This is a genomic window from Butyrivibrio sp. INlla16 (assembly GCF_900104155.1).
Lineage (GTDB): Bacteria > Bacillota > Clostridia > Lachnospirales > Lachnospiraceae > Butyrivibrio.
In genome coordinates this window covers 1-22,918 of the sequence record NZ_FMYB01000046.1, presented here as the reverse complement: position 1 = coordinate 22,918, position 22,918 = coordinate 1, and the positions used below count along the sequence as shown (strand labels likewise).

Genomic DNA, 22,918 nt, shown 5'->3' with positions numbered 1-22,918 from the left:
TTAGCATCGAATAATTATTCGCTTTTCTGAGTAAAACAGGTAACTTTTAGGCAAATCAAAAAGGCCTTTTGGCATTTAAATCGGAAGTTATTTATGCCGTCCCTTAATATGCTTGTTAAAATGGGCTTTTCGGAATGCGGCCGGAGTGCAGCTGTTCTTTTCTCTGAAACACTGCGTAAAATAGCTTTGGGAATTAAACGCAAGAAAGCTGCTTATTTCAGCGCATGAATAATCAGAAAAGCGCAGCATGTTCTCTGCGACTTCAAGCTTTCGGGACAGGATATACTCTGATACAGTATATCCTGTTTCTTTTTTGAACAGAGTAGAGAAATAGTTATTATTGAGCTTTACGAAAGCAGCAAGGTCATTCAGGCGGATGCTTTCATGCAGGTGATGGTCGATATAGTCCATGCAGAGAATAACCTGCCTTGAGTAGACATTCTGTTTTTTCAGCTTCTGCATCTGCTCGGTAAAGAATGTGACCATCTCGTAATGTAGATCCAGAACTTCCTGTACTGTGGTACATTTGTTCATGTTATAGATGTAAAGGTCACTTGTGTTGTAGGCGGTTTCTGAGTTGAGGCCGCCCTCAATGGCGAACCTTGTCATGAGAGTAGCGTTGCAGATCATGAGATATTTCATATTGGTAACAGGATCATCGGCAAGAGTTGAAGTGTTTTCTGCCATCATTTTGTGACTTTCATCGGCGGCTCCCGGGTCGCCATTCTTCATCATTTCGTACTGCTTCATTTCATCTTCGTATTCAAAATGAATATAGTTGTTTTCCCTGCCTATGAAATCCTTAAGAGCTACCTGTGCATTTGGATTTGATATTCTTTTTGGCATGATATTTCCTCTGAACCAGTATTCCCTGACTTTTGAACCGGTTAATATTTTACCACATATTATTTATAAAAACATGAGAAAATTGATATTTATAATGAGCTCTTGAGAGTATAAATAAATCAGATCAGAGCAAAGCAACGAAAATGATTTTTAGATGCAGGAGGTCAGATATGAGATTTCATGATGTACAGGATACAAGAAGGCCAGAGATTATAAAAAAGCAGAGAGATGAAGCTTTCCGCAGGAAATACGAATGGTGTATGGAAAAGCTGTCAGCCAGAAACAATGACAGACCGCTTGTGATTGCTTTTGGAGCTACATTTAATATCTGATTGATATTCCGTATTCGGGTAACAGCTCAGGCAGGAGGTATTTACATGGGAACAGACATGACTAAGGGAAGTATAACAAAGCATATTTTCAGGTTTGCATTTCCGGTAGCGTTGGGAATCCTTTTCCAGCAGCTTTACAACATAGTAGATACCATGATTGTTGGAAGGCTTCTTGGTGTAAATTCTCTTGCAGGAGTGGGCTCCACCACAGGTCTATGGTTCTTTGAATTTAGTGTTGTATGCGGTATCTGCAATGGCTTTGCAGTATCAACAGCACAGAGTTTTGGAGAAGGAAACAAGGCTGAAGTAAAGGGTTTCTTCAGGAACGGACTGGTACTGGGCATGATGATTTCGTTAGTTTTAATGATGCTTACCATAATGTCAACAGCATGGATTCTGAAGCTTACAAATACTCCGAATGATATTTACAACTATGCCCATGACTATATAATAGTTCTTTTTGAAGGGATACCATTCACCTTTATCTACAATTACTTCTCGGCGAGCCTTCGGAGCATAGGAGACAGCAGGACACCGGTAATAGCGCTGGTTATCGCTTCTTTCCTTAACATGGGCCTTGATGTCTTTTTCATAATGAACCTTGGCATGGGTGTGGCTGGTGCAGCTCTTGCTACAGTCATTTCACAGATAGTATCTGGAGTTTTCCTCGGATTATACATTATCCGGAAAGTAGAGATGTTTCATTTTGCAATCACGCTGAGGATCGATCATTCAAAGAGCAGGATACAGCTTAAGACGGCAATACCCATGGCTCTGCAGGGGGCAGCAATATCAATTGGAATCCTTATAGTACAGGCTTCTGTAAACAGCCTTGGAACAATATATGTTGTAGGGAGCACGGCAGGGAATAAACTGTATGGAATAATGGCAGCACCTGTAGATGCGATATGTCAGTCACTGATCCCGCTTTCAAGCCAGAATTACGGCGCGAGAAGGAATGACAGGATAAAAGAAGGCTGGAAGAAGGTTGTTCTCTATGCATGGATATTTACAGCAGTACTCTCTGTAATAGCATGGTTTGCAGGGCCATACATGATCAGAATATTCATAGATACAGCTGATAAGGAGATCATTAGCTACGGACATCAGTTCCTTATTTGTTTCGTCCTTGGGTTTGGTTTTCTCGGAATCCAGCAGGGAACATGTTTCACGCTTCAAGGAACAGGAAACTCGGAATTTACAATAGCATCCGGTATATTGGAAACAGCAGGCAGGCTGTTTGGAGCACTTGTCCTTACAAAGATGATTGGATATATGGGGATATGCCTAGCGCTTCCGCTTGCCTGGGTGTTCACTGATATGTATATGGTTCCGGTATATTTTTTATGCATCAGAAGAATGTCGGATACAAAGGAAACTGCCGTATCAAAACTTCAGCCACAGATGTGAAAGGAGATTAAATGACAGAAATTGAAAAACTTGAAGCAGGACTTGAATATGATTTCTGGGATGATGAGGTGAATGCGAGAAAGGCAAATGCGATGGAGCTCTGCCAGAAGCTCAATGCCCAGGATCCAAAGGATGAAGCTGCCATAGCAGATACTCTCCGGGAAATGTTTGGTAGTTGCGGGGAAATCCCATGGGTGGGACCAAACTTTCACTGTGATAACGGGAAAAACATTCATGTGGGGAAGCACTTCATAGCGAATTTTAATGTTACAATACTTGATATAAGGGAAGTCCGTATTGGAAATCACTGTATGATTGGTCCTGGAACGCTGATAACTACAGTGGGGCATCCGTTATCACCTATGAAAAGAAGAAACCACGCTGGCATAGCACAGCCTGTAAAAATTGGAGATGATGTCTGGATCGGGGGCAACTGTACAATCCTTCCGGGAGTGACTATAGGAAACAATGTAGTAATCGCAGCAGGAGCAGTTGTTACCAAAGACGTACCTGATAATTGTGTTGTATGCGGAGTACCTGCAAGGATAATGAAACAGATAGAAGATGATGTGGAACGATAAATTGGAAGTTATGATATGTGTGCTTGACAAAAATACTCCTATATCGTAGTATAAAACTACGATATAGGAGTATTTAATTATGAAGACAAATGGTGGATTTCTTGTTACAAAAATAAAACAGCTGGGTGATCGTATATTTGAAAGGATACTGGCAGAAAAAAACATTGATGCATTTAACGGAGCTCAGGGAAGGATTCTTTATGTCTTATGGCAGGAAGATGGTGTTCCTATTAAAATTATTTCCGAGAAAAGCGGACTTGCAATTACTTCACTTACGACCATGCTTGAGCGGATGGAAAAAAACGGACTGATAAGCCGCAAAACTGATGAAGCTGATAAGAGAAAAACTCTTCTGTTCCTCACAGATAAAGCCAAAGAACTTAAAGAAGCTTATGACTCCGTATCCAATGAGATGGGGAATATTTATTATCGTGATTTTACGGATAAAGAGATTCTTCAGTTTGAAGAGTATCTTAACCGCATCAGGGTAAACCTTGAGGAATGGAGTGACAAATGAGTATCTGTATTAAAGATCAGATTCAGAACATGAATCTTGTTATAGGGTGCACTGTTGGATGTCCGTACTGCTATGCCAGAAACAATACGAGGCGTTATCACATCATAGATGATTTTGAAAAGCCACAGTTTTTTTCAAGGAAAGCTTCGTATGATGGAAAAGAAAAAGCCGCAGAATTTTCTGCTGACCGGCATGAGCGATCTCTCGGGCTGGCATGAGGAATGGAGAGAGGAAGTCTTTAAAAAGATAGCAGAGAATCCTCAGCACCAGTTTCTTTTTCTTACCAAACGACCGGATCTTCTGTCTTTTGAAACAGATCTTGATAATGCATGGTTTGGCGTTACAGTTACGAGAAAGTCTGAGTTATGGCGTATTGATGCACTGCGGAGCAATGTGAAGGCAAAAAAATATCATGTTACCTTTGAGCCTTTGTTCGATGATCCGGGTAAGGTTGATCTTACAGGCATTGACTGGATTGTGGTGGGAACCATGACAGGTGCAAAGAGCAGGACTGTTAAAACAGATCCCGGGTGGGCTTATTCATTGACAGAACAGGCTCATGAACTGAACATTCCTGTATTCTGGAAAGAAGATCTTGTTCCGATTATGGGAGAAGAAATGATACAGGAAATGCCGGATGTTTTTAACAAAGTGCTGGAGGAACAGAGGATATGGAACAACCAGAAATCAAAGTAAATCATATAGAAACAAAAAGTGTAATGACAAAATCGAATACTCCTATTGGAGGATATTCGGTGAATCCCTATGTGGGGTGTCCCCATGCCTGTAAATACTGCTACGCATCTTTTATGAAACGCTTTACAGGGCATACGGAGGAATGGGGAACTTTCATGGATGTGAAAGACTGGCCTGAAATAAAGAATCCAAAGAAGTATGCCGGCCAGAAGGTGATCATTGGAACAGTTACGGATGGTTATAATCCGCTAGAGGAAACATATAAAAATACAAGAAGACTTCTGGAAGAACTAAAGGGCAGTGGTGCGGACATACTTATCTGCACAAAGTCAGACCTTGTACTAAGAGATCTGGATCTGCTAAAAGAGATCAATGAAAATAGCAGACTTACAGTATCATGGTCAATCAATACTCTCGATGAAGAGTTTAAAGATGATATGGATGCGGCAGTAAGCATAGAAAGAAGGCTTGCTGCAATGAAAGAGGTATATGCGGCAGGCATTCGTACAATTTGCTTCATTTCACCCGTGTTCCCGGGGATTACTGATATAGAAGCAATCATAGACAGGACAAAAGATCAGTGTGATCTTGTATGGCTTGAGAATCTGAATCTTCGCGGAGGTTTTAAGGCAGATATCATGAAATACATTTCCGATAAACATCCGGATCTGGTGCCGCTGTATGACGAAATCTATAACAAAAAGAACCGCAGCTATTTTGAAGCGCTGGAAAAGAAAGCAGAAGAGCTGGCTAAAAAGTATGATTGCAGGTTTGTTGATAATGAAACTCCGTATGAGAGAGTAGAGAAAGGACATCCAACAATCGTAGATTACTTTTACCACGAAGAAGTAAGAGGAACTGCCAATAGTGGAAAGAGAAATGTAATACATAATCCTTGATGGAAGAATAAATTGGAATATATTCCAGTTTAATGCATAGCCCGGGGAGACATAAAATAATGGATGAAGAAAAAAGGTTTAAGCATAAACTAAATATGTTAGAGCCAGGGTCGAGGATGCTTAAATGGATCGGCATCCTAATCGTTATTGGTTTGTTATTATATTTCTTTCGGTTCAGAATGGCAGCTATTTGTGTATGGGCGGTATCGGGAATTGTTTTTGCTGTTCTTCTGGTTTTGCTCGCTATAGAATCCCATCAGGACAAGGTATTGAATGAAATCGCTATAGAAGAAAACAAGAAAAATGGAGAAATATAAATTCCAGCATAACGTACTAATCTGGATGACAAATAAGTTGATTTTTTTGTTTCAAGGATATACAATGTATATACAAAGGAGGTGCTGATTATGCAAGCTCAAGTTAAAACATGGGGAAATAGTCAGGGAATTAGAATACCAAAAGAGGTACTTCAGGAAGCGGCTGTTTCAGTTGATGATGTTCTTGATGTAAAGGTATCTAATGGCATGATAATGCTTGTTAAACCATTTAGACATAGAACACTGGAAGAACGTGCTGCAGAGTATGGTGGGCAGCTCCATTTAGATGGCGAATTTGATTGGGGTGAACCGGTAGGAAGAGAGATTTGGGAATGAAGGAAGAATTGCATCAGGGGGATATACTTAAGATTGAACATATCAAGAAACCGGTTCTTATTGTGAGTAAGGATTTCTTTAATCAGACTTATGAGATAATCGGATGCCCTATTTTTGAAAAAGGGGAAGCAGGACCTTTACATATACATATCGAAACTGAAGACGTAGAAGGTTATGTGCAATGTGAAAAAATGGCACTCCTTGATTTGAATATCAGGGGTTATTCAAAGATTGATAGGATACATTATCCTGACATTATAAATATCACAGACGCTATCCAAGGAATCTTTGACTACATCTGAAAATGAATCAACATGGAGTCAGTGAGATTTCTTTAGTAGGAATATATTAGCAGTGTATGATTCGGATTATGGATTGTACGCTGCTTTTACTATGTATATAATAACTCATGAATTTAATAATATTGGACTAGACACACCTTGTCCGGTGCAAAAATACGGCATTTCTCGCTTTGTGTCGTGGTAATACGTGGACAGGTTACATATACTTCAACTATCCAAGGAGAGGAGGCAATCAAATAATTGGATCAACAAAAGACTGGCAGATTTTTAAAAGAATTAAGACATGAAAAGGAAATGACCCAGGAACAGCTTGCACAGATTTTTAATGTAAGCTCCAGAACCATATCAAGATGGGAAAACGGAACCAATCTACCGGATATTTCATTATTGGTTGAGATAGCGGATTTCTATGATGTGGATGTCAGAGAAATTATTGAAGGAGAGAGAAAAAGCGAGATGATGGATGAGGAAGTAAGAGAAGTAGCCACAAAGATGGCTGATTATGCAAATGAAGAAAAAGGGAAACTGCTTAAGAGTGTACAAATAATCAGCTTTATAGGGGTGTTGGTTTTACTGATATCAATCGGAATCCAGACCTTTGGCTTAGAAGCCAACCAGATGAACATAGGCGTTTTGGTCGTTACTTTTGTTGCTTTGGTTATAATGGCTATCGTTACGCTTTATGTGACAGGACTTCTGGAAAAAGTAGCCGAAAACAAGAAGTTTGTTCGAGGAATGAAGATTGTTACCATAGTGGGTCTTGCAGCAGCATTTTGGCGAGTAATTGTTATGACTGTCATTACTGGAATCCTGATTTTTTCTGTTGAATCAGCTCCGATTGAAGAATATGACGATGTGTCCCGCTACAATGAGTTTATGAACTTCTCAAACGGAGCTTACGAAAAGGGCGTGGATACTGTGTGGACCAAGTGGGGAATGGATGAAACTATATGGCCTGCAAGAATAACAGATTCCATGGATGTGGCTGATTTTAAGATGGTTTATTATAATCCATGGGACGCACAGTTTTTGGGATATATGGTTGTGGACTATTCCGCTGATGAGTACGAAAAAGAGGTAAAGAGATTAAATGAATATGATTCTACAGAATATATAGGATACTACTGCGTTGAAGAGGAGAAAACGTATGAGCTTCTTGCGGTAAATGCGGATTCTTACAATGGCTTTGTGTATGCACTCACTGATGGTAAGGGCAGAATCATATATGGCGAGCAGATATTCTGTAACTATTTCATGGATCTTGATTATACAAAGTATATTCCTGACGAGTATTTACTGGATGGATTTGATGCAACTACCAAGTCAGATTATTATAAAAAGATGCTTGGGGACGAGTAAGTTATATCGGAATATATTGCTAGAATCACAAATTGTCCTCTCCCCATTTTTTTAGTTCAAGAAGAATGGGGATGAGGCTTTTTGTTTTTTCAGTAAGGCTGTATTCAACTCTTACAGGCATCTCATCATACTGTTTTCTTTCTACAAGGTCGTCTGCCTCAAGTTCTTTCAGGGAATTGGCCAGCATTGTGTTGGTAATTCCGTGAATTGAACGGTTTAATTCTCCGTATCTTACAACTTCATTCTTATCGATGACGCACAGGATCATGATTTTCCACTTGCCGCCAACGGTATCGATGACTCTTTTTAATCCACAATCTTTCCCTGCGATATCTTCGCATAAGGGCTCTTTTGTCCCTTTTTTTCTCATAGTATACTTTTCCTTACCAGATAAATAAAAACTGCGTACTTGATATAAAAAATATACCACATATAATAAAAGTATCAGCTGAGAAAAACAAGTAGTTATTCACGAATTATATGAAAGGCGCTGTTGTATATGCGTATGGGTGATTATTATGGAATACAAATTTACAAAGGATAATTTCGAATCAGAAGTAATGAACAGTGATATTCCGGTTCTTATTGATTTTTACGCAGACTGGTGCGGTCCTTGCAAGATGATGGGCCCTGTAGTTGAGGAACTTGCCAGCGAATATGACGGTAAGATCAAGATAGGTAAGGTCAATGTTGATCATGAGCCACAGCTCGCACAGAAGTATGGGGTAATGAGCATACCATACTTTGCTTTTATTAAAAAGGGCAATCTCTATGATGATGAGATGGGTGCAGTTCCAAAGGAAAGACTAGTAAAGAAAATCGAAGAAATGGTATAAGACAATAGCATCCCATGATTTTGTAACGAAGTCATGGGATTATTTGTATCTATAGAAGTTTATAATTTTTTAATAAATTTCCTGTACCAGACCTATTGACTTAGAGTTAACTCCAGGGTGTAGGATGACCATATCGAGCCCGAGAAAAAGATGAAACTACAGATGATTTTTTATAGAGAGAAGAGGTAATCTGATGAACGATATGATTATAAAGAACGAAACTTTTGATGAAGAGAGAGCCCTTTATGGGAGCAGAGATATTACCGTGACGGACTGCAGATTTGATGGTCCTGCAGACGGAGAAAGTGCTTTTAAAGAGAGCAGGAACGTTACTGTGAAGAACAGCTTTTTTAATCTCAGATATCCATTCTGGCATGATGATAAGCTGGTTCTTGATAACATCGAAATGACTGAAAACTGCAGGGCAGCCCTCTGGTATACAAATGATGCAACAATCAGTAATTCCAAAATGCACGGGATTAAAGCATTGCGAGAGTGTTCAAATATTAAAATCGAAAGCAGTGACATTATTTCTCCTGAGTTTGGATGGTCGGTAAAAGACATTGAGATGAAAGATACTACTGTCCAGGGTGAATATTTCATGATGAGATCAGACCGACTTCATTTTGAGAATGTGACGCTTAAGGGTAAATACTCTTTCCAGTATATTACAGATTCTGTTTTTGAGAACTGCAACTTTGATACAAAAGATGCCTTCTGGCATGCAAAAAACGTGGTAGTACGAAACAGCGTTGTAAAGGGTGAATATCTTGCGTGGTACTGTGAGAATGTCACGTTTGAGAATTGCACAATCATCGGAACGCAGCCGCTTTGTTATTGCAAGGGGCTTAAGCTTATTAACTGCAAGATGATTGATGCAGACCTTGCTTTTGAGAAATCTGAAGTGGAGGCAACGATTATCTCTCCTGTTGTCAGCATAAAAAATCCTCATTCAGGTTCTATTTCAGTTCCGGAAGTTTCAGAGATCATCATGGATGATGCAAGTGCTTCAGGAAAGATAATTGTTAATGGTATGGAAAAATGTGCCTGATAAAGATTGATCATATATAGGAGATAAAGGCCATGACAATCAAAGAAGTTTGTGAGAAGTACAATCTGACCCCGGATACGCTGCGTTATTATGAGCGCGTAGGCGTCATCCCTGAGGTAACAAGAACAGCCGGAGGCATAAGAGATTATCAGGAAGAAGATATCGGATGGGTTGAAAATGCTGTGTGTATGCGTGACGCCGGAGTTCCTGTCGAAATGCTGATCGAATATGTGAAGCTTTTTCGGGAAGGCGATTCCACCATTGATGCCAGGACAAATCTGCTGAAGGAAGCTAGGGAGCAGATCCTTGAGGCTAAGAAGAAATATGATGTTGCCCTGGAGAAGCTGGATTATAAGATTGGTAGATATGAAGTGGCACAGAAAACAGGTAAGTTCACGTGGGAGTAAATGAGTAATTATCAGAAATGTAGGAGGGTTATGACTTATGGCAATGGTTTACAGAGATTTTCAGGGTATCAGTCTTTCAGGGCTTGGATTCGGAGCTATGAGGCTTCCGGTTGTAAACGGTAACGATGCGGAGATAAATCGTGATGAGGCCAAAAAGATGGTTGATAGAGCAATGGCAGCCGGAATCAACTATTACGATACAGCATTCGGATATCATGACGGTAACTCTGAGATAGTAATGGGGGAAGCTCTTTCAAAGTATTCCCGGGACAGCTATTACATTGCTACCAAATTTCCGGGATATGACCTTTCAAATATGCCAAAGGTAAAAGAAATATTTGAAGAACAGCTCAAAAAGACAGGGATGGAGTATTTTGATTTCTATCTTTTCCATAATGTTTGTGAGATGAACATCAATCAGTATCTTGATCCGAAGTACGGGATCTTTGATTATCTTATGGAGCAGAAGAAAAATGGCAGGATAAAGCATCTTGGATTTTCATGCCATGGAGAGTATGAAGTCCTTAAGAGATTCCTGGACGCATACGGTGAGCATATGGAATTCTGCCAGCTTCAGCTCAATTACCTTGATTGGAAGTTCCAGAAGGCTGAGGAAAAGGTTAAACTCCTTAATGATATGAATATACCAGTTTGGGTAATGGAGCCACTTCGGGGCGGCAAACTTGCAAAGCTTGATCCACTGTCAGAAGAAGAATTAAAAGCTCTCAGGCCTGACGAGGAAATCCCGGCATGGGCTTTCAGATTTTTGCAGTCAGTAAAAGGCGTAACTATGGTGCTTTCAGGGATGTCATCAATGGAGCAGCTTGATGCTAACCTTAAGACGTATTCTGAGGATAAGCCCCTCAATGATAAAGAGATGGAAGGGTTGATGAAGGTTGTGGACAGAATGATGTCCACAAAGTCTGTTCCATGCACAGCATGCCATTACTGCGTAAGTCACTGTCCTCAGGGACTAGATATACCCTATCTTATCTCTTTATACAACGAACATCTCTATACAGCAGCTGCCGGAGGAATGACGTTCATAGCCCCCATGGCGCTTGCAGCAATGGATGAATCCAAGAAGCCGGTATCCTGTCTGCACTGTCATAGCTGCGAGAAGGTATGCCCACAGCAGATAAAGATTTCAGATATGATGTCTGATTTTGTTGAAAAGATTGGATAAATAGTACTGGAGATTTTTTATGAGATACAGGGTAAATAAAAAAACCGGAGATAAGGTCAGTGAGATAGGATTTGGCTCTGCATATATTTATGAAGCGGGAACCAAAGCTGCGGTTGAAGCAATCAGACGTGCCTATGATGGTGGTATCAACTACTTCGATATGGCCGCAGGAGATGGCAGAGCATTTCCCATGTATGGAGAGGCTTTGTCTGATGTGAGGAATAATATCTTTTACCAGCTCCATTTTGGGGCGGATTATTCAAGAGGCACTTACGGGTGGTCACTTGATTTGGACACGGTTAAGAGATCACTGGATAAGCAGCTTCACGACCTTAGGACTGACTATATTGATTATGGATTTATTCACTGTCAGGACGAAGATTCTGATTGGGAAACTTATCAGCGGAACGGTGTATACGATTATCTTATGAAAATGAAGGAAGAAGGGGTGGTAAAGCATACAGGTCTTTCATCCCATACGCCTTTAGTAATCCAAAGAATAATGGATGAAGCCCAGATTGATATGCTCATGTTTTCCGTTAATCCCGGCTATGACTACGGGCAGGGCGATTATGCTCATGGAGGAGTTGATGAGAGAGCAGAAGTCTACAAGCGATGTGAAAAAGAAGGCGTCGGTATTTCTGTAATGAAGCCATTCTCAGGAGGCCAGCTCCTTGATGCAAAGAGGTCGCCTTTCGGACAGGCACTCACACCTTTTCAATGCATAAAATATGCGCTTGATAAGCCCGGAGTACTCACAGTGCTCCCGGGAGCGCAGAGTGTAGCAGAGGTTGACGAACTATTGTCTTACTACGACAGGACAGATGAAGAGCTTGATTACTCAGTAATAGGTTCCTTTGCGCCACCGCAGGCAAATGGTAAGTGTGTGTACTGTAATCATTGCAAACCATGCCCCGTGGGCATAGATATAGGGCTTGTGAACAAATATTATGATCTGGCAAAGGTGGGAGATACACTTGCAAAAGAGCACTATAGTACCTTGGAAAAGAAGGCATCAGATTGCATTTCCTGTGGCCATTGTGACGACAGATGTCCATTTGGTGTAAAGCAAAGCGAGAGAATGACAGAAATAAAGTCATTCATGGAATAACAAGAGGAGGATTTAAAATGAGCAGAGTGAATTACGGAGCAAAACCACTTATGTTACCACAGCCGGTACTTATTATCGGTACCTATGATGAGAATGGGGTACCTAATGCCATGAATGCTGCATGGGGCATAACAACAGACTTTAAAGAAATCACAATAAGTCTTTCAGACCATAAAACAACAGATAATCTAAAGGTAAAGAAAGCCTTTACTGTCAGCATGGCCACAGAAGATTTTGTTGTCGCCTGCGATTATGTTGGCATAGAATCAGGCAGAAAAGTTCCCGACAAATTTGCTAAGGCTGGTTTTCACGCAACAAAGAGTGAATTTGTGGATGCCCCGTTTATAGATGAGCTTCCAATGGCTTTAGAGTGCAGAGTAAAAAGCTTTGAGGATGGTATTCTGATCGGTGAGATTGTAAACGTATCCGCTGATGAAAGCGTAGTTACGAACGGAAATGTAGATCCAAAGAAGCTTAAGCCAATTACCTTTGATCCGTGTAACAATACGTATGTTGCCCTTGGTGATGTTGTGGGTAATGCTTTTAAGGATGGAATGTCACTTAAATAAGACGGAAGGAGAATTCTTGTATTGGAATAGTGTTCATGGAAGGGAAAAGGGACAGGCTGAAAAAGACCTTGAAGGCCTTCAGACAATGAGAATTCTTGCCAGAAACATGTCCTTCCTAATGAAGAGCATAGCTCTAGGAAAAGAAAAATATGGCATGCCAAAATCGGAAGAACACTTGTGGACACATTTTATCAGTGAATGATTTAATATTCTTTTTGTCGATGCTAATCAAAGTTAGGAAAAGACTGTGAAAAATGCTTATACAGCATTCTTCGCAGTCTCCTTTGATGTAACGGTATTTTCTTTTGAACCCAAGGTAATGAAGAATAGCATCATAAAGATAAGTCCAAAACCTATGGCATCGTAGATGGTGAATCTACTCTTTAAAACAAATGTTGAGATAAGGGCAGCTGTTATTGGTTCAGCAAAACTGTAAAGAATTGCTTTTTGTGGACCGATTTTTGATACTCCGCTTATGTATAGGGTAAATGCACAAATATTACCGATAACGACAACAAAGAGTATTCCCAATATTCCCATAAGGTTTGGAATGTAGTGTATTTTCCAGGTTCTAAAAGCTATCCCCAAGAGTGCACCGCCAAGTAAAAATGACCATCCCTGAGCCACGATGACAGGAATGCTATTAGTAATCTTCGGTGCAAGTACGTTGTATATCATTACGCAGAAAGCACTGCCGATACCGGCAATAAGTGCAGGAAGTGGTAATGAGATATGCTTTAAATCACCGTGAGTTGTTAACAGGAAAACACCGGTTATTGCTAAAAGTATGGATATGATTTCAAATGATCTGGGCAATCTCTTTGAGGTCATGCATGTAAAGATAAGTATAAATATTGGTGATAGATCCTGAAGTATTGTTCCCATGGCTGCATTTGAAAGTTCGATAGTTAGAAAATATAGGAACTGACAGATACTTACACCCGCAACTCCATATATAATCATCCATTTTGCCATTTCTACAGATTTCCATGGCTTGAACACGGTATCTTTATGTCTTATCAGGCAATACAAAAGGATAAGTATTCCTGAAAGACCAAGTCTTATAGGCACGAGCCACCTGCTATCCATCAGCTGTACGGTAAAAAGGTACTGGCCCATTGATCCGGACAATCCCCAGCAAGATGCTCCAAGTAGCGTATATATTATTCCTTTTAGATTTCTTTTCATTGTGTTACTGCTCCTTGACAGAAAACATATATAACACAATCAGAATTCCTTTTCAATTTATCTTCAGGATAAAAAAATCACTTTATTTTTTAAAAAACCAAAAAATGTTGGTATTTCATATTTGAGAAAGATAATCAGTGATTCAAAAGGAGATTATAAAAGATGTTTATTAAGAAGATATTTGCAAGGATATGCGCAGGAGCACTTTCGGGGACACTTGTATTCTGTATAAACCCTTCGGATATGGGAGTTCAGAAAACCCAGGTGAATGTTCAGGCGCAGCATCTTGATGCAAACGGGGGCAGCGCAGTTAATGTGGGTACTACATCTACTGTAAAGAAGATAAAAATAGTCAGTGAAAAGAGTATACTGCGCAAACTTATACATACCTGTGGGAATGCCATAAATAGATGTTACAGTAATCCGCCAGAAATAAAAGATGTTATGGATGAAACCCAAAAAGAAATATTCGCCATAACACAGTCCGGAAGCAGCGAAGATTTTGAGCCAATCAGCATGATTGTCATGAATGCATTAAATAGGATTGAAAGAGCCAGTAAACTGCATGGAACAGTGACCGGTCATGCTACTGGGTTTTCACAGCTTGATTATAAAACAGCCGGTTTTCAGCCATCAGATCTTATTATTATTGCAGCAAGGCCATCTATGGGAAAAACTGCTTTTGTGCTGAACATTGCTCAGCATATGGCGATACATGATGTCAGATATGATAGATGACCTATGGATCCAGTTCAAGAAATCAGCAACGTCTACAGGCGGAGTATATATATCTGATCCATGGAACACACTAATAATCCCGACATATCAGGTATTGTATCTAAAACATGAAGATATGTATGAAATAAGGAAATGCTAGCTGTTACTCTGTTGGAATTGACGAGGTAGGGCTAAAGTGTTATATTGTAACTAGAAAATAGTTGCAAGAGGAATTACTGTGCCAAAGAAATCAAAATTACTAGAAAAATTACTGTCAAAACCCGCACCGACAAGTTTTACAATAAGAGAACTGGACGCACTTATGAAGCAATGTGGCTGCGAAAAGTTCGAGGGCGGAAGAGGATCAGGAATAGGCTATTATCATGTTGAAACCAAGCGCATCCTCCAATTTGACGGTCCGCACCCAGGTAATGAACTGTACAGGTATCACGTAAAGATGGTCATAGCATTTCTTAAGGAAGTAGGTGAGATAGAATGATAAGTTCACTGATGGAATACAATGGATATCATGCAAAAGTAGAATTTGACCAGGAAGATCAGATATTCATAGGTCACGTTCTTGGCATCAATGACTCTCTGAATTTTCATGGAGAATCAGTAAAAGAGCTTACACAGTCCATGCATGATTGTATAGATAATTACCTTGATTACTGCCAGAAGATTGGAAAAGATCCTGAACGAGAATTTAAAGGCTCATTCAATGTTCGCATTAAGCCTGAGCAGCATAAGAAAATTGCATTATATGCTGCCAATGAAGGAATCACAATAAACCAGTTTGTATCCAGAGCTATTGATGATGAACTGGACATCCTAGAAGGTTAGCCCAAAGACGCAATATTTTTGTTAATTCGCCGATTCGAAAACTGATAACTAAAGATGGATTTTATAATGGAAAGGCCTTGATGACAAGGCTTTTCTTTATTTGTTTCAACTATTAAGATATAAGGGTATGAAACCTTTTCTGAGCAAATTAGATATGATGAGTTTAAAAAAGTTGTGGAGAAAATTAGGTCATAATCTGTAGAAGTGATTCATTTCGCTGATTAGATTACAGTTGAACTTACAAAAGGGGACGGACAAAAAGTATGGACTATAATTTTAAATTTCCGAAGGATCTGTATTCTGAAGTTCGCATTGAAGAGCGTTACAGGATATGGCTTACCATCCGAAACGGGAAGATTGAAAATGACGGTGCGTACACCGAAGTCGGGGCCATGGTACGTGTGTTTGACGGGAACATGTGGTATACGGCAACAACTAACACACTTGAGGATATCCAAAGTCAGCTGGATTCACTTACTAAGATCGCTACGCCTGATCCTGACATTTACGAAAATGAAGTCGTGAAAGCGTTTGAAGTTAACCAAGATGTAATCATGAACTTCGATAAGGAATCGGATCTTCGCAATGTACCTAGAAGCAGGTGGAAGGAGATTCTGGACGATTACGTGGAAAAATGCTCAGATCCCGAGGATAAGGATGTCACTTTCAGGGAATGCTATATCGGCGGTGAACATGAAAAAAAGCATCTGATAACCAGCAAGGGGACGGATGTTGCGTGGGATATGCAGAGCTGCTACTTCGGTTTTAATTACGGTTTTACCGTGGATGGTGTTACTTCCTACGGAAATTATTATGCCGTGAAGATGACGCTGCCGGAACTTATTGGTCTTGAGGAAAAAGTGCTGGAGAAAAAGGAGCTGTATCTGGACTATGCTAAGAATGCAAAGGACATTGACCCTGGTGAGTATGAGTGCGTGCTTGCTCCCATGGTAACGGCGATGTTTACCCACGAGAGCTTCGGACATAAGAGCGAGGCGGATTTTATGCTGACAGACAAGACTCTGGCTAAAGAGTGGGTGATTGGAAAGAAGGTGGGCTCCGAAAAGATATCCATCTGTGATGATGGTCAGCTCTTAAATCATGGTTATGCGCCTTATGACGACGAGGGCACGAAGGCATGCAAGACTTATCTAATGAAGGATGGTGTGCTCATAGGAAGACTGCATGATTCTAAGTCTGCCGTTACAATGGGTGAGCAGAAGACCGGAAATTCCAGGGCACAGGATTACCACAAACAGCCCATTGTCCGTATGACAAATACATATATGGAACCGGGAACGGATAAGTTTGAGGATATGATTGCAGGCATAAAAGACGGAATCTATGTGAGGGATGTATCCAACGGTACGGGTAACTCTACTTTTGTCATGAACCCTACACTTTGTTTCCGTATCAGGGACGGAAAAGTATGTGAGCCTGTCCGCGTGCACATGCTGACGGGCAACGTGTTCCGTGCTCTTTTTGATGTGGATGCCGTTGGTGATGATTATGAACTGTTTGACACCTACAGTTGCGGTAAGAACGGTCAGGACTTACGCGTGTCAGCAGGCGGGCCCAGCATTCGCGTTAAAAAACTATCCATAAGTTGAAGATTGAGGTTAACATATGCACAGAGCAAAAGACATATGGTCGCAAAATAAGAGCACGTTTGAATTTGATGAAGGAAAACTCGTTTCATTCGGAAGAGAGAGTAATTACGAAACCTCTCATAGAATCTACAAAGACGGGATTGCAGGTATTTACTATCACATAGGCAGGGTAAGTGACGAAGAAGGTTATGCTAAGGCCAAGAAGAATCTCGAGCGTGAACGTCCTTATCCCTTCGAATTGGAGACCGGAACAAGAGCACGGGACAAGAGAGAACGTGTATTAACGGACAGGGAACTTCAGAGCAAGGCGGAGAACTGCATTGAGTACTTAAATGAGACCTATCCGAAATTCCGCTGCAAGATCAGGTTCACGGGGACCGAGTATGACAGGAGGACCGTTAATGATCTCGGAATGGATTACCATTCACAGGATTATGCGGTTGGTGTAAGCGGCACCTTTAAGCATTGCGACAGCAAGAACATAGATGACGGATATTTTGAGTTTAATATGCGTGATTTCGATGAGAAGGTATTCCGCCAGGTGGCAGATGATTACTTTGGTCAGTACGAAGTTATGAAGGAAATCCCTGAGGAAGTTATCCTGGATGTGACCTATTACGGGCTTGTCGGTTTCTTCTCACAACACTTAAACGGCGAGGAACTGGCCAGGGGAACTTCCCTTCTTACCGGAAAAATCGGAGAGAAGCTCTTTTCCAATAACTTTACACTGATCCATGATGCTACGGATGAGGAGGCCTGGTTCAATACTTTCTGGGACGGCGACGGATGCGTATTTGAAAATGACACACTGGTACTTGTTGAGAACGGCGTTCTGAAGACCGGGTATGCCGATAAAAAGACTGCGAGGGAATATAACATCCCCCACACTGGACCTGCTTATAATGATTTTTCTGACGTTCCGGGAGCGGGAGGACTTAACTTAAGGATCGCAAGGAGTGGGAAGACCGTTAAAGAACTCCTTGACGGGCGCCTGTGCGTGGTGCCGGTGGACTTTACTTCCAGCGGTTTTAATGAAAAGGGGGAGTACACCATGCTGATCCAGAACTCTCTTCTTTTCGACGGCGAGAAGGTCCTGGGCCGTTTACCCGAATTCAAGATTGCCTCAACAGTCTTTGACATGTTCGGCAAGGACTTCATCGGTGTGAGTTCCGACCGCCCGATATACTATGACAAGCAGTTGCTGGTGAGAGTGAACAAAGTGTGATGCGGGTCTCGGAATGGATCAATGGCTGATAATGGACAAGAGATAAATAGAACGATAAATCCGAATATTATTGTTTGGAGAAAGATGATTATTTATGGATTGGGAATTGTGTTCACAACATTTGACTAGCGGTTATATTCCGGTAGCAGTAGCTTTGGTTTTATACTTTGTATTGGCACGTATACTTAAAAAGCAGCATCATGTGGGTCATATTTTTATATCAGTTGTTTTTACATTTTACCTTGTAGGTATACTTACTATGACAGGAATATGGTACAGAGGAGCGTTCTCTCCAAGAATAGTTTATGTTCCTTTTATAGCAGACATTATCTTTTTATAAAAAATATTGAGTTAGTGTGTTTAGGCGTAAGTGAAGTCGCAGCTAGTGATTGATAGAATTTTTCTTATGAACGATAAAGTTTCAAAGTGGTATGAGAATACCAAAAACGTTGATGAAATGCTGGACTGGAGGCCTGCATTGAAAGAATGGGAAAAATCAGTTTCCAAACTTTTTTCTCCTGGCTCAAGGATACTTGACATTGGGTGCGGTTTGGGCCGTGAAGCATTCGCATTACATGATCTCGGATTTGAAGTTGTCGGGATCGATATTTCGAATTATCTGGGCACAAACTCTCGGATTGTTGTATGGAGACGAGTTGAAGAGCAGATATCTGTCGGAATGCAAAAGAGTTCTTAAGACAGGAGGTCTGCTCAGTTTTTCAACTCATGATTATAACTATCTGAAAGAGAATCATCCTAATTGTCTTAAAGGTCATAATTTTTTTCCGTATGCCAAAGGAGATATTTACTGGGAATCTTTTGAAGCAAATGATCTGATACAGTTTGCCAATAAGGCAGGTATGGAGGTTATCCTTTGTGAAAAGGGGAAAATATACATACCGGAAGACGGAACTGTTCTGCATTGTCTGTGCAGTAAACGAGTTTGGTAGATAAAATTGCAGTTTTCTTTACCACGAACAATCCAAATACATATCTGGAAAAAGTTCACAAATTTTTTACTTACACGAAAAAAATAATTATGATAAAGTGGCTATCGTAAAAGAAACGCAGTGCGATGTACACTAGGCTTTGTGGAGGTCATAACGAGTTTATGGCCTCTTTTTTATTGCACTTTTTTAGAAAGGTAGGTTTAAAAATGCCAAAGAACAGAATTCAGGAAACAATTTTTACAGTAATGATGGTTATAGTTATGGTTTATGGACTTGTATGCTATAACATAGCGCTCGAAACAGGCGGAATGAAGAACTTCATCTTCGTTGCAGCACTTTCAGAGCTTCCGATTATGGGATTAGCAGCCTTTATACTTGATACTTTTATCGCTGGCCCCATTGCCAAGAAAAAGGCTATGAAGCTGGTTAATCCCAAAAGAGATAACCCATTTATGATGGTACTTGCTATCTCAGTATTTTCCGTACTTTTCATGTGCCCCATGATGAGTTTTGTTGCAACAATTCTCTTTAAGGGTGGTTTCAATGCAGAGATGATCGCTACATGGCTTGAGACTACTGTAAAGAACTTCCCTATGGCTTTCTTTTATCAGCTGATGATTGCCGGACCTTTTGTAAGATGGATCTTTGGACTGATCTTTTCAGACAAAAAGGTAGCAACGGAAGCCGAACCACAGAAGGAATGTTAAAGAAGTGAGGTAGAAATGATTTCGATGATTATGGCAATCGCCATATTTGTAATAATGTTTGGCTTGATAATATGGGATAAAATCGAGAGACACATAGTAACACTTGCATGTGGCCTCGCAACAGCAGTACTGGTATTTGGAGTTTGTATGAGAAGCATGGATGCTTTTCTTGAAACACTGAACATAAGAAATATTTTCACTTTGGGCTTCTGGTATGAAGCAGGTACCGCCTCTGAGAGCACTGGCGGTATCAATTGGGCGACAGTTATTTTCCTTGCTGGAATGATGGTCATGGTAGAAGGCATGGCCAGAGCTGGATTTTTCAGATGGCTGTGTATGACCATTGCAAAAGCTGTGAAATATAAGGTTATCCCTATATTCCTTACATTCATGGTAATGAGCTTTGTTCTTGCGATGTTTATCGATAGTATTACGGTTATTCTTTTCCTGGCTGCGGTAACATTAGAGCTGGCGCAGCTCCTTAAGTTTAATCCGATACCAATGATCCTGTCAGAGATCTTTTGTGCCAACCTTGGAGGATCCGCTACAATGTGCGGTGATCCGCCTAACATTATCATAGGAACTTCCTTTGGTTATTCCTTTGCAGACTTTGTGGCTAATACAGGACTTATAGCTGTTATTTCTCTGGTTGTTATCGTGTTGTATTTTTATCTGGTATTCAGAAAAGAACTATCTTCAGCAGGAAATGCTGTAATTGATGAGAGCAAGGCCGATCCTTCATCTGCAATCACAGATAAAAATGCATTCTTCATCAGTACTGTTATTTTCCTTCTTGCTGTTGTTTTGCTTGTGACACATGCTCAGACAGGCCTTACAGTGGCTTTTATCGGAGTGCTTATAGCAGCAATCACATTGCTTACTGCAGGAAAAGATGTAGTGAAGATCCTTAAAGGAGTGGACTATAAGACTCTTCTTTTCTTCATAGGTCTTTTTATGGTAGTAGGAGGACTTGAACAGACAGGAGTACTTGAAGTTGTAGCTGATTTTATCGGCAAGGTAAGCGGCGGAAAGATGACGGTTATGATCGCGATTATCATCTGGGTATCTGCTATTGCCAGCGGATTTGTTGATAATATACCTTTTGCTGCGACAATGATACCTGTTATTAAGACCCTGGCAGCTACTACAGGGGCAGATCTTTCAGTCCTTGCATGGACACTTGCAATGGGAACAGATATTGGAGGAAGCGCAACTCCTATAGGAGCGTCAGCAAATGTAGTCGGAACTTCAATAGCAGCAAGAGAAGGATATCCTATCAGCTGGAAAAAGTACTGTTTTTCTGCTGTTCCTGCTACAATTATTGTAGTGCTTATTTCTATGGTCTGCATTTATGTCAGATATTTATGATAGAAAGAGGTTGAGAATGAATAAACAACTTATTATTTCAGTCGGAAGGGAATTCGGTAGCGGCGGACATGTTATTGCTCACAAGCTGGCTGAGCACTATCAGCTCCCTATTTATGACTATAATCTCTTAAGAGAGATTGCAATAGAAAAAAATGTGAACCCGGAAGAACTTGAAAAGTATGATGAGAAGCCAAGAAGCCTACTGTTTAACAGAACGGTCAGAGGCTATAGCAGTTCGGTGGAAGATAACATACATAAGATGCAGTTTGATTTCCTGCGTAAAAAATCAGATGCAGGAGAGTCTTTTGTTATCATTGGAAGGTGCTCAGAGGAAATCCTTAAAGATAATCCCAACATGGTGAGTATCTTTATCCTGGCAGATTATGAAGCAAAGATTACAAGAACCATGGAAAGAGAGAATATCACCAGGGAGCATGCGGAGAAGCTGATTGCTTTCCACAACAGGAAGAGAAAGGCTTATCACAACTATTACTGCAAGGGAAAGTGGGGAGATTCCAGAAACTATGAGCTCTCCATTAATAGCAGCAGGATAGGTCTTGAAGAGACAACCAGGGTGATTATTGATTACATTGATGCAAGGAATCACGCTAAATAAATATTGAGGAGCATTCGGCTTTATAAAGTTATCTCGCAATATATATTTCTTCCTCGATGGTTCGCATTATTCACCATAATACGAACTAAAAGCTTTCGAGTAACAGTGACAGTTTTCAAATATTACCTTCATCAGAAAACATTCACGGGATTCTGAGGCGAAAATTGTATTCCTGAAAAACAAAGTGGTGTTATTGCGTGAACAGATGGTGCTCAATAGAAAATTGAGTGGGCTCACAGTCCGAAATATTCAATTCTTCAATTACGTGGAAAAATCCTTAAAAAAATCTGACTCTAGAGGATACTAATCTTTCATAAGTATCCTCTTTATTTTGTGCCGGGTATACTTTATTACTGCACCGCATCACCGCGTTAATTTCATAAAATGTGGATTTAACGAAATGATATTATGCCAAACTGGTGTTCTCATGTAATTATCTGTAATTGTCAGCTCTTCAAATGGTTTTTATTAACGTTTTTATTCTTAGACAAACTTCTTCTCCAAACTTCTTTTTCAATTCTATAATATCAAAACTGCCAGATCTTTACAATAAAGTCCCCATGATACAATGAGAAAACCCCAGGTCGTTACTATTCACGGTCTAAATACTTTTGGACATGACAAATCAGCGTACTTAATCAGCACGCTGATTCGCTATTAAGTTTCAGTATGATTATTTCTGTGAAGAGAAGATTTCCTCCACAGTATAAGGTTTACCATTGCATAGCCTGGACAGAGCTTCTATTTCATTTATCCCGTTACGACGGCATGTTTCGATATATGTCCTTATAAGGGCGTAATTATCCGCGGTATCAGTAGATGCAAACTGACCTGATACCTTCATTTTGGTTTTGATTCCTCTGAGTGATCTTTCCGACAGATTATTCGTTGTAGGTATTGAAAAATCGTAAATCCATGCGAAAAAGTTTTCTCTGTATT

Annotated in this window: 28 protein-coding genes and 3 pseudogenes; 27 read left to right on the top strand and 4 right to left on the bottom strand. The window is 40.3% G+C overall.

Features of this window, described 5'->3' with window-relative positions:
• Positions 1–87: 87 nt before the first annotated feature.
• Positions 88–846, bottom strand: coding sequence for an AraC family transcriptional regulator (locus BLR42_RS17330; protein ID WP_091871836.1), 759 nt, complete (start codon positions 844–846; stop codon positions 88–90).
• Between the two features lie 170 nt (positions 847–1,016).
• On the opposite strand from BLR42_RS17330, the gene BLR42_RS22950 reads away from it, so the two are divergent.
• The 10 genes and pseudogenes from BLR42_RS22950 to BLR42_RS17285 all read left to right on the top strand — a co-directional run bounded on the left by BLR42_RS22950 (position 1,017) and on the right by BLR42_RS17285 (position 7,595).
• Positions 1,017–1,178, top strand: coding sequence for a hypothetical protein (locus BLR42_RS22950; RefSeq protein ID WP_155994882.1), 162 nt, complete (start codon positions 1,017–1,019; stop codon positions 1,176–1,178).
• 45 nt (positions 1,179–1,223) lie between these two features.
• Complete coding sequence (locus BLR42_RS17325; RefSeq protein ID WP_091871830.1) at positions 1,224–2,588, top strand: MATE family efflux transporter; 1,365 nt, start codon at positions 1,224–1,226, stop codon at positions 2,586–2,588.
• Between the two features lie 11 nt (positions 2,589–2,599).
• Entirely contained in the window at positions 2,600–3,169 is a 570-nt protein-coding gene (locus tag BLR42_RS17320; protein WP_091871824.1) for a sugar O-acetyltransferase, read from the top strand.
• Between the two features lie 79 nt (positions 3,170–3,248).
• Complete coding sequence (locus tag BLR42_RS17315) at positions 3,249–3,686, top strand: radical SAM mobile pair system MarR family transcriptional regulator (protein WP_013282512.1); 438 nt, start codon at positions 3,249–3,251, stop codon at positions 3,684–3,686.
• A pseudogene (locus BLR42_RS17310) lies at positions 3,683–4,382 on the top strand (radical SAM mobile pair protein A). The gene BLR42_RS17315 and the pseudogene BLR42_RS17310 overlap by 4 nt, the downstream one beginning before the upstream one ends.
• Complete coding sequence (locus BLR42_RS17305; RefSeq protein ID WP_091871823.1) at positions 4,358–5,281, top strand: radical SAM mobile pair protein B; 924 nt, start codon at positions 4,358–4,360, stop codon at positions 5,279–5,281. The pseudogene BLR42_RS17310 and the gene BLR42_RS17305 overlap by 25 nt, the downstream one beginning before the upstream one ends.
• 59 nt (positions 5,282–5,340) lie before the next feature.
• Positions 5,341–5,598 carry a hypothetical protein gene (locus BLR42_RS17300; protein WP_091871822.1) on the top strand — a complete coding sequence of 86 codons (258 nt, stop codon included), beginning with the start codon at positions 5,341–5,343 and terminating at the stop codon, positions 5,596–5,598.
• A 90-nt stretch (positions 5,599–5,688) separates the two neighbouring features.
• Positions 5,689–5,934 (top strand): AbrB/MazE/SpoVT family DNA-binding domain-containing protein, encoded by a 246-nt coding sequence (locus tag BLR42_RS17295; protein WP_091871821.1) that lies wholly within the window; start codon positions 5,689–5,691, stop codon positions 5,932–5,934.
• The gene (locus tag BLR42_RS17290; protein ID WP_022762945.1) at positions 5,931–6,236 is read left to right on the top strand and encodes a type II toxin-antitoxin system PemK/MazF family toxin; all 306 of its coding nucleotides are present in this window, start codon (positions 5,931–5,933) and stop codon (positions 6,234–6,236) included. Before BLR42_RS17295 ends, BLR42_RS17290 begins: the two co-directional genes overlap by 4 nt.
• Positions 6,237–6,476: 240 nt before the next feature.
• Positions 6,477–7,595, top strand: coding sequence for a helix-turn-helix domain-containing protein (locus BLR42_RS17285; RefSeq protein ID WP_091871811.1), 1,119 nt, complete (start codon positions 6,477–6,479; stop codon positions 7,593–7,595).
• 25 nt (positions 7,596–7,620) lie between these two features.
• Here BLR42_RS17285 and BLR42_RS17280 read toward each other — a convergent pair whose 3' ends face one another.
• The gene (locus BLR42_RS17280; protein WP_091871800.1) at positions 7,621–7,965 is read right to left on the bottom strand and encodes a winged helix-turn-helix transcriptional regulator; all 345 of its coding nucleotides are present in this window, start codon (positions 7,963–7,965) and stop codon (positions 7,621–7,623) included.
• A gap of 148 nt (positions 7,966–8,113) precedes the next feature.
• Between BLR42_RS17280 and trxA the strand changes: the two genes are divergently transcribed.
• The 7 genes and pseudogenes from trxA to BLR42_RS17245 all read left to right on the top strand — a co-directional run.
• The gene (gene trxA, locus BLR42_RS17275) at positions 8,114–8,431 is read left to right on the top strand and encodes a thioredoxin (protein ID WP_026527970.1); all 318 of its coding nucleotides are present in this window, start codon (positions 8,114–8,116) and stop codon (positions 8,429–8,431) included.
• A gap of 193 nt (positions 8,432–8,624) precedes the next feature.
• Positions 8,625–9,482 carry a DUF3737 family protein gene (locus tag BLR42_RS17270; protein WP_091871798.1) on the top strand — a complete coding sequence of 286 codons (858 nt, stop codon included), beginning with the start codon at positions 8,625–8,627 and terminating at the stop codon, positions 9,480–9,482.
• A gap of 32 nt (positions 9,483–9,514) precedes the next feature.
• Positions 9,515–9,889, top strand: coding sequence for a MerR family transcriptional regulator (locus BLR42_RS17265; RefSeq protein ID WP_091871796.1), 375 nt, complete (start codon positions 9,515–9,517; stop codon positions 9,887–9,889).
• A 43-nt stretch (positions 9,890–9,932) separates the two neighbouring features.
• Positions 9,933–11,075 (top strand): aldo/keto reductase, encoded by a 1,143-nt coding sequence (locus BLR42_RS17260; protein WP_026527973.1) that lies wholly within the window; start codon positions 9,933–9,935, stop codon positions 11,073–11,075.
• A 19-nt stretch (positions 11,076–11,094) separates the two neighbouring features.
• The gene (locus BLR42_RS17255; protein ID WP_091871794.1) at positions 11,095–12,186 is read left to right on the top strand and encodes an aldo/keto reductase; all 1,092 of its coding nucleotides are present in this window, start codon (positions 11,095–11,097) and stop codon (positions 12,184–12,186) included.
• 17 nt (positions 12,187–12,203) lie between these two features.
• Positions 12,204–12,755, top strand: coding sequence for a flavin reductase family protein (locus BLR42_RS17250; protein WP_091871791.1), 552 nt, complete (start codon positions 12,204–12,206; stop codon positions 12,753–12,755).
• A gap of 19 nt (positions 12,756–12,774) precedes the next feature.
• Positions 12,775–12,957, top strand: a pseudogene (locus tag BLR42_RS17245) (flavodoxin family protein); the annotation flags it as partial.
• 56 nt (positions 12,958–13,013) lie between these two features.
• Here the strand turns inward: BLR42_RS17245 and BLR42_RS17240 are convergent.
• The gene (locus BLR42_RS17240; protein WP_091871787.1) at positions 13,014–13,943 is read right to left on the bottom strand and encodes a DMT family transporter; all 930 of its coding nucleotides are present in this window, start codon (positions 13,941–13,943) and stop codon (positions 13,014–13,016) included.
• A 162-nt stretch (positions 13,944–14,105) separates the two neighbouring features.
• On the opposite strand from BLR42_RS17240, the gene BLR42_RS17235 reads away from it, so the two are divergent.
• The 10 genes from BLR42_RS17235 (at position 14,106) to BLR42_RS17190 (ending at position 21,979) form a co-directional block, all read left to right on the top strand.
• On the top strand, positions 14,106–14,681 hold the full coding sequence (locus BLR42_RS17235; RefSeq protein ID WP_091871785.1) for a replicative DNA helicase: 576 nt from the start codon (positions 14,106–14,108) through the stop codon (positions 14,679–14,681).
• 217 nt (positions 14,682–14,898) lie between these two features.
• A complete protein-coding gene (locus tag BLR42_RS17230) occupies positions 14,899–15,159 on the top strand; it encodes a type II toxin-antitoxin system HicA family toxin (protein WP_022762335.1) in 261 nt (86 codons plus the stop codon).
• Positions 15,156–15,503, top strand: a complete 348-nt coding sequence (locus BLR42_RS17225) for a type II toxin-antitoxin system HicB family antitoxin (RefSeq protein WP_091871773.1) — start codon at positions 15,156–15,158, stop codon at positions 15,501–15,503. Before BLR42_RS17230 ends, BLR42_RS17225 begins: the two co-directional genes overlap by 4 nt.
• 263 nt (positions 15,504–15,766) lie before the next feature.
• Positions 15,767–17,113 carry a TldD/PmbA family protein gene (locus tag BLR42_RS17220; protein ID WP_091871772.1) on the top strand — a complete coding sequence of 449 codons (1,347 nt, stop codon included), beginning with the start codon at positions 15,767–15,769 and terminating at the stop codon, positions 17,111–17,113.
• A 16-nt stretch (positions 17,114–17,129) separates the two neighbouring features.
• Positions 17,130–18,338 carry a metallopeptidase TldD-related protein gene (locus BLR42_RS17215; protein WP_091871771.1) on the top strand — a complete coding sequence of 403 codons (1,209 nt, stop codon included), beginning with the start codon at positions 17,130–17,132 and terminating at the stop codon, positions 18,336–18,338.
• Positions 18,339–18,744: 406 nt separating this feature from the next.
• On the top strand, positions 18,745–19,035 hold the full coding sequence (locus BLR42_RS23640) for a class I SAM-dependent methyltransferase (protein ID WP_242879407.1): 291 nt from the start codon (positions 18,745–18,747) through the stop codon (positions 19,033–19,035).
• Positions 18,995–19,288 carry a hypothetical protein gene (locus BLR42_RS23635; protein WP_242879406.1) on the top strand — a complete coding sequence of 98 codons (294 nt, stop codon included), beginning with the start codon at positions 18,995–18,997 and terminating at the stop codon, positions 19,286–19,288. The genes BLR42_RS23640 and BLR42_RS23635 overlap by 41 nt, the downstream gene beginning before the upstream one ends.
• A 206-nt stretch (positions 19,289–19,494) precedes the next feature.
• Positions 19,495–19,995, top strand: a complete 501-nt coding sequence (locus BLR42_RS17200; RefSeq protein WP_091871869.1) for a DUF2798 domain-containing protein — start codon at positions 19,495–19,497, stop codon at positions 19,993–19,995.
• A 15-nt stretch (positions 19,996–20,010) separates the two neighbouring features.
• A complete protein-coding gene (locus tag BLR42_RS17195) occupies positions 20,011–21,363 on the top strand; it encodes an ArsB/NhaD family transporter (protein WP_091871769.1) in 1,353 nt (450 codons plus the stop codon).
• 16 nt (positions 21,364–21,379) lie between these two features.
• Complete coding sequence (locus BLR42_RS17190; RefSeq protein ID WP_091871768.1) at positions 21,380–21,979, top strand: cytidylate kinase-like family protein; 600 nt, start codon at positions 21,380–21,382, stop codon at positions 21,977–21,979.
• Positions 21,980–22,652: 673 nt separating this feature from the next.
• On the opposite strand, the pseudogene BLR42_RS22945 reads toward BLR42_RS17190, so the two are convergent.
• Positions 22,653–22,918: pseudogene (locus tag BLR42_RS22945) on the bottom strand (hypothetical protein); the annotation flags it as partial.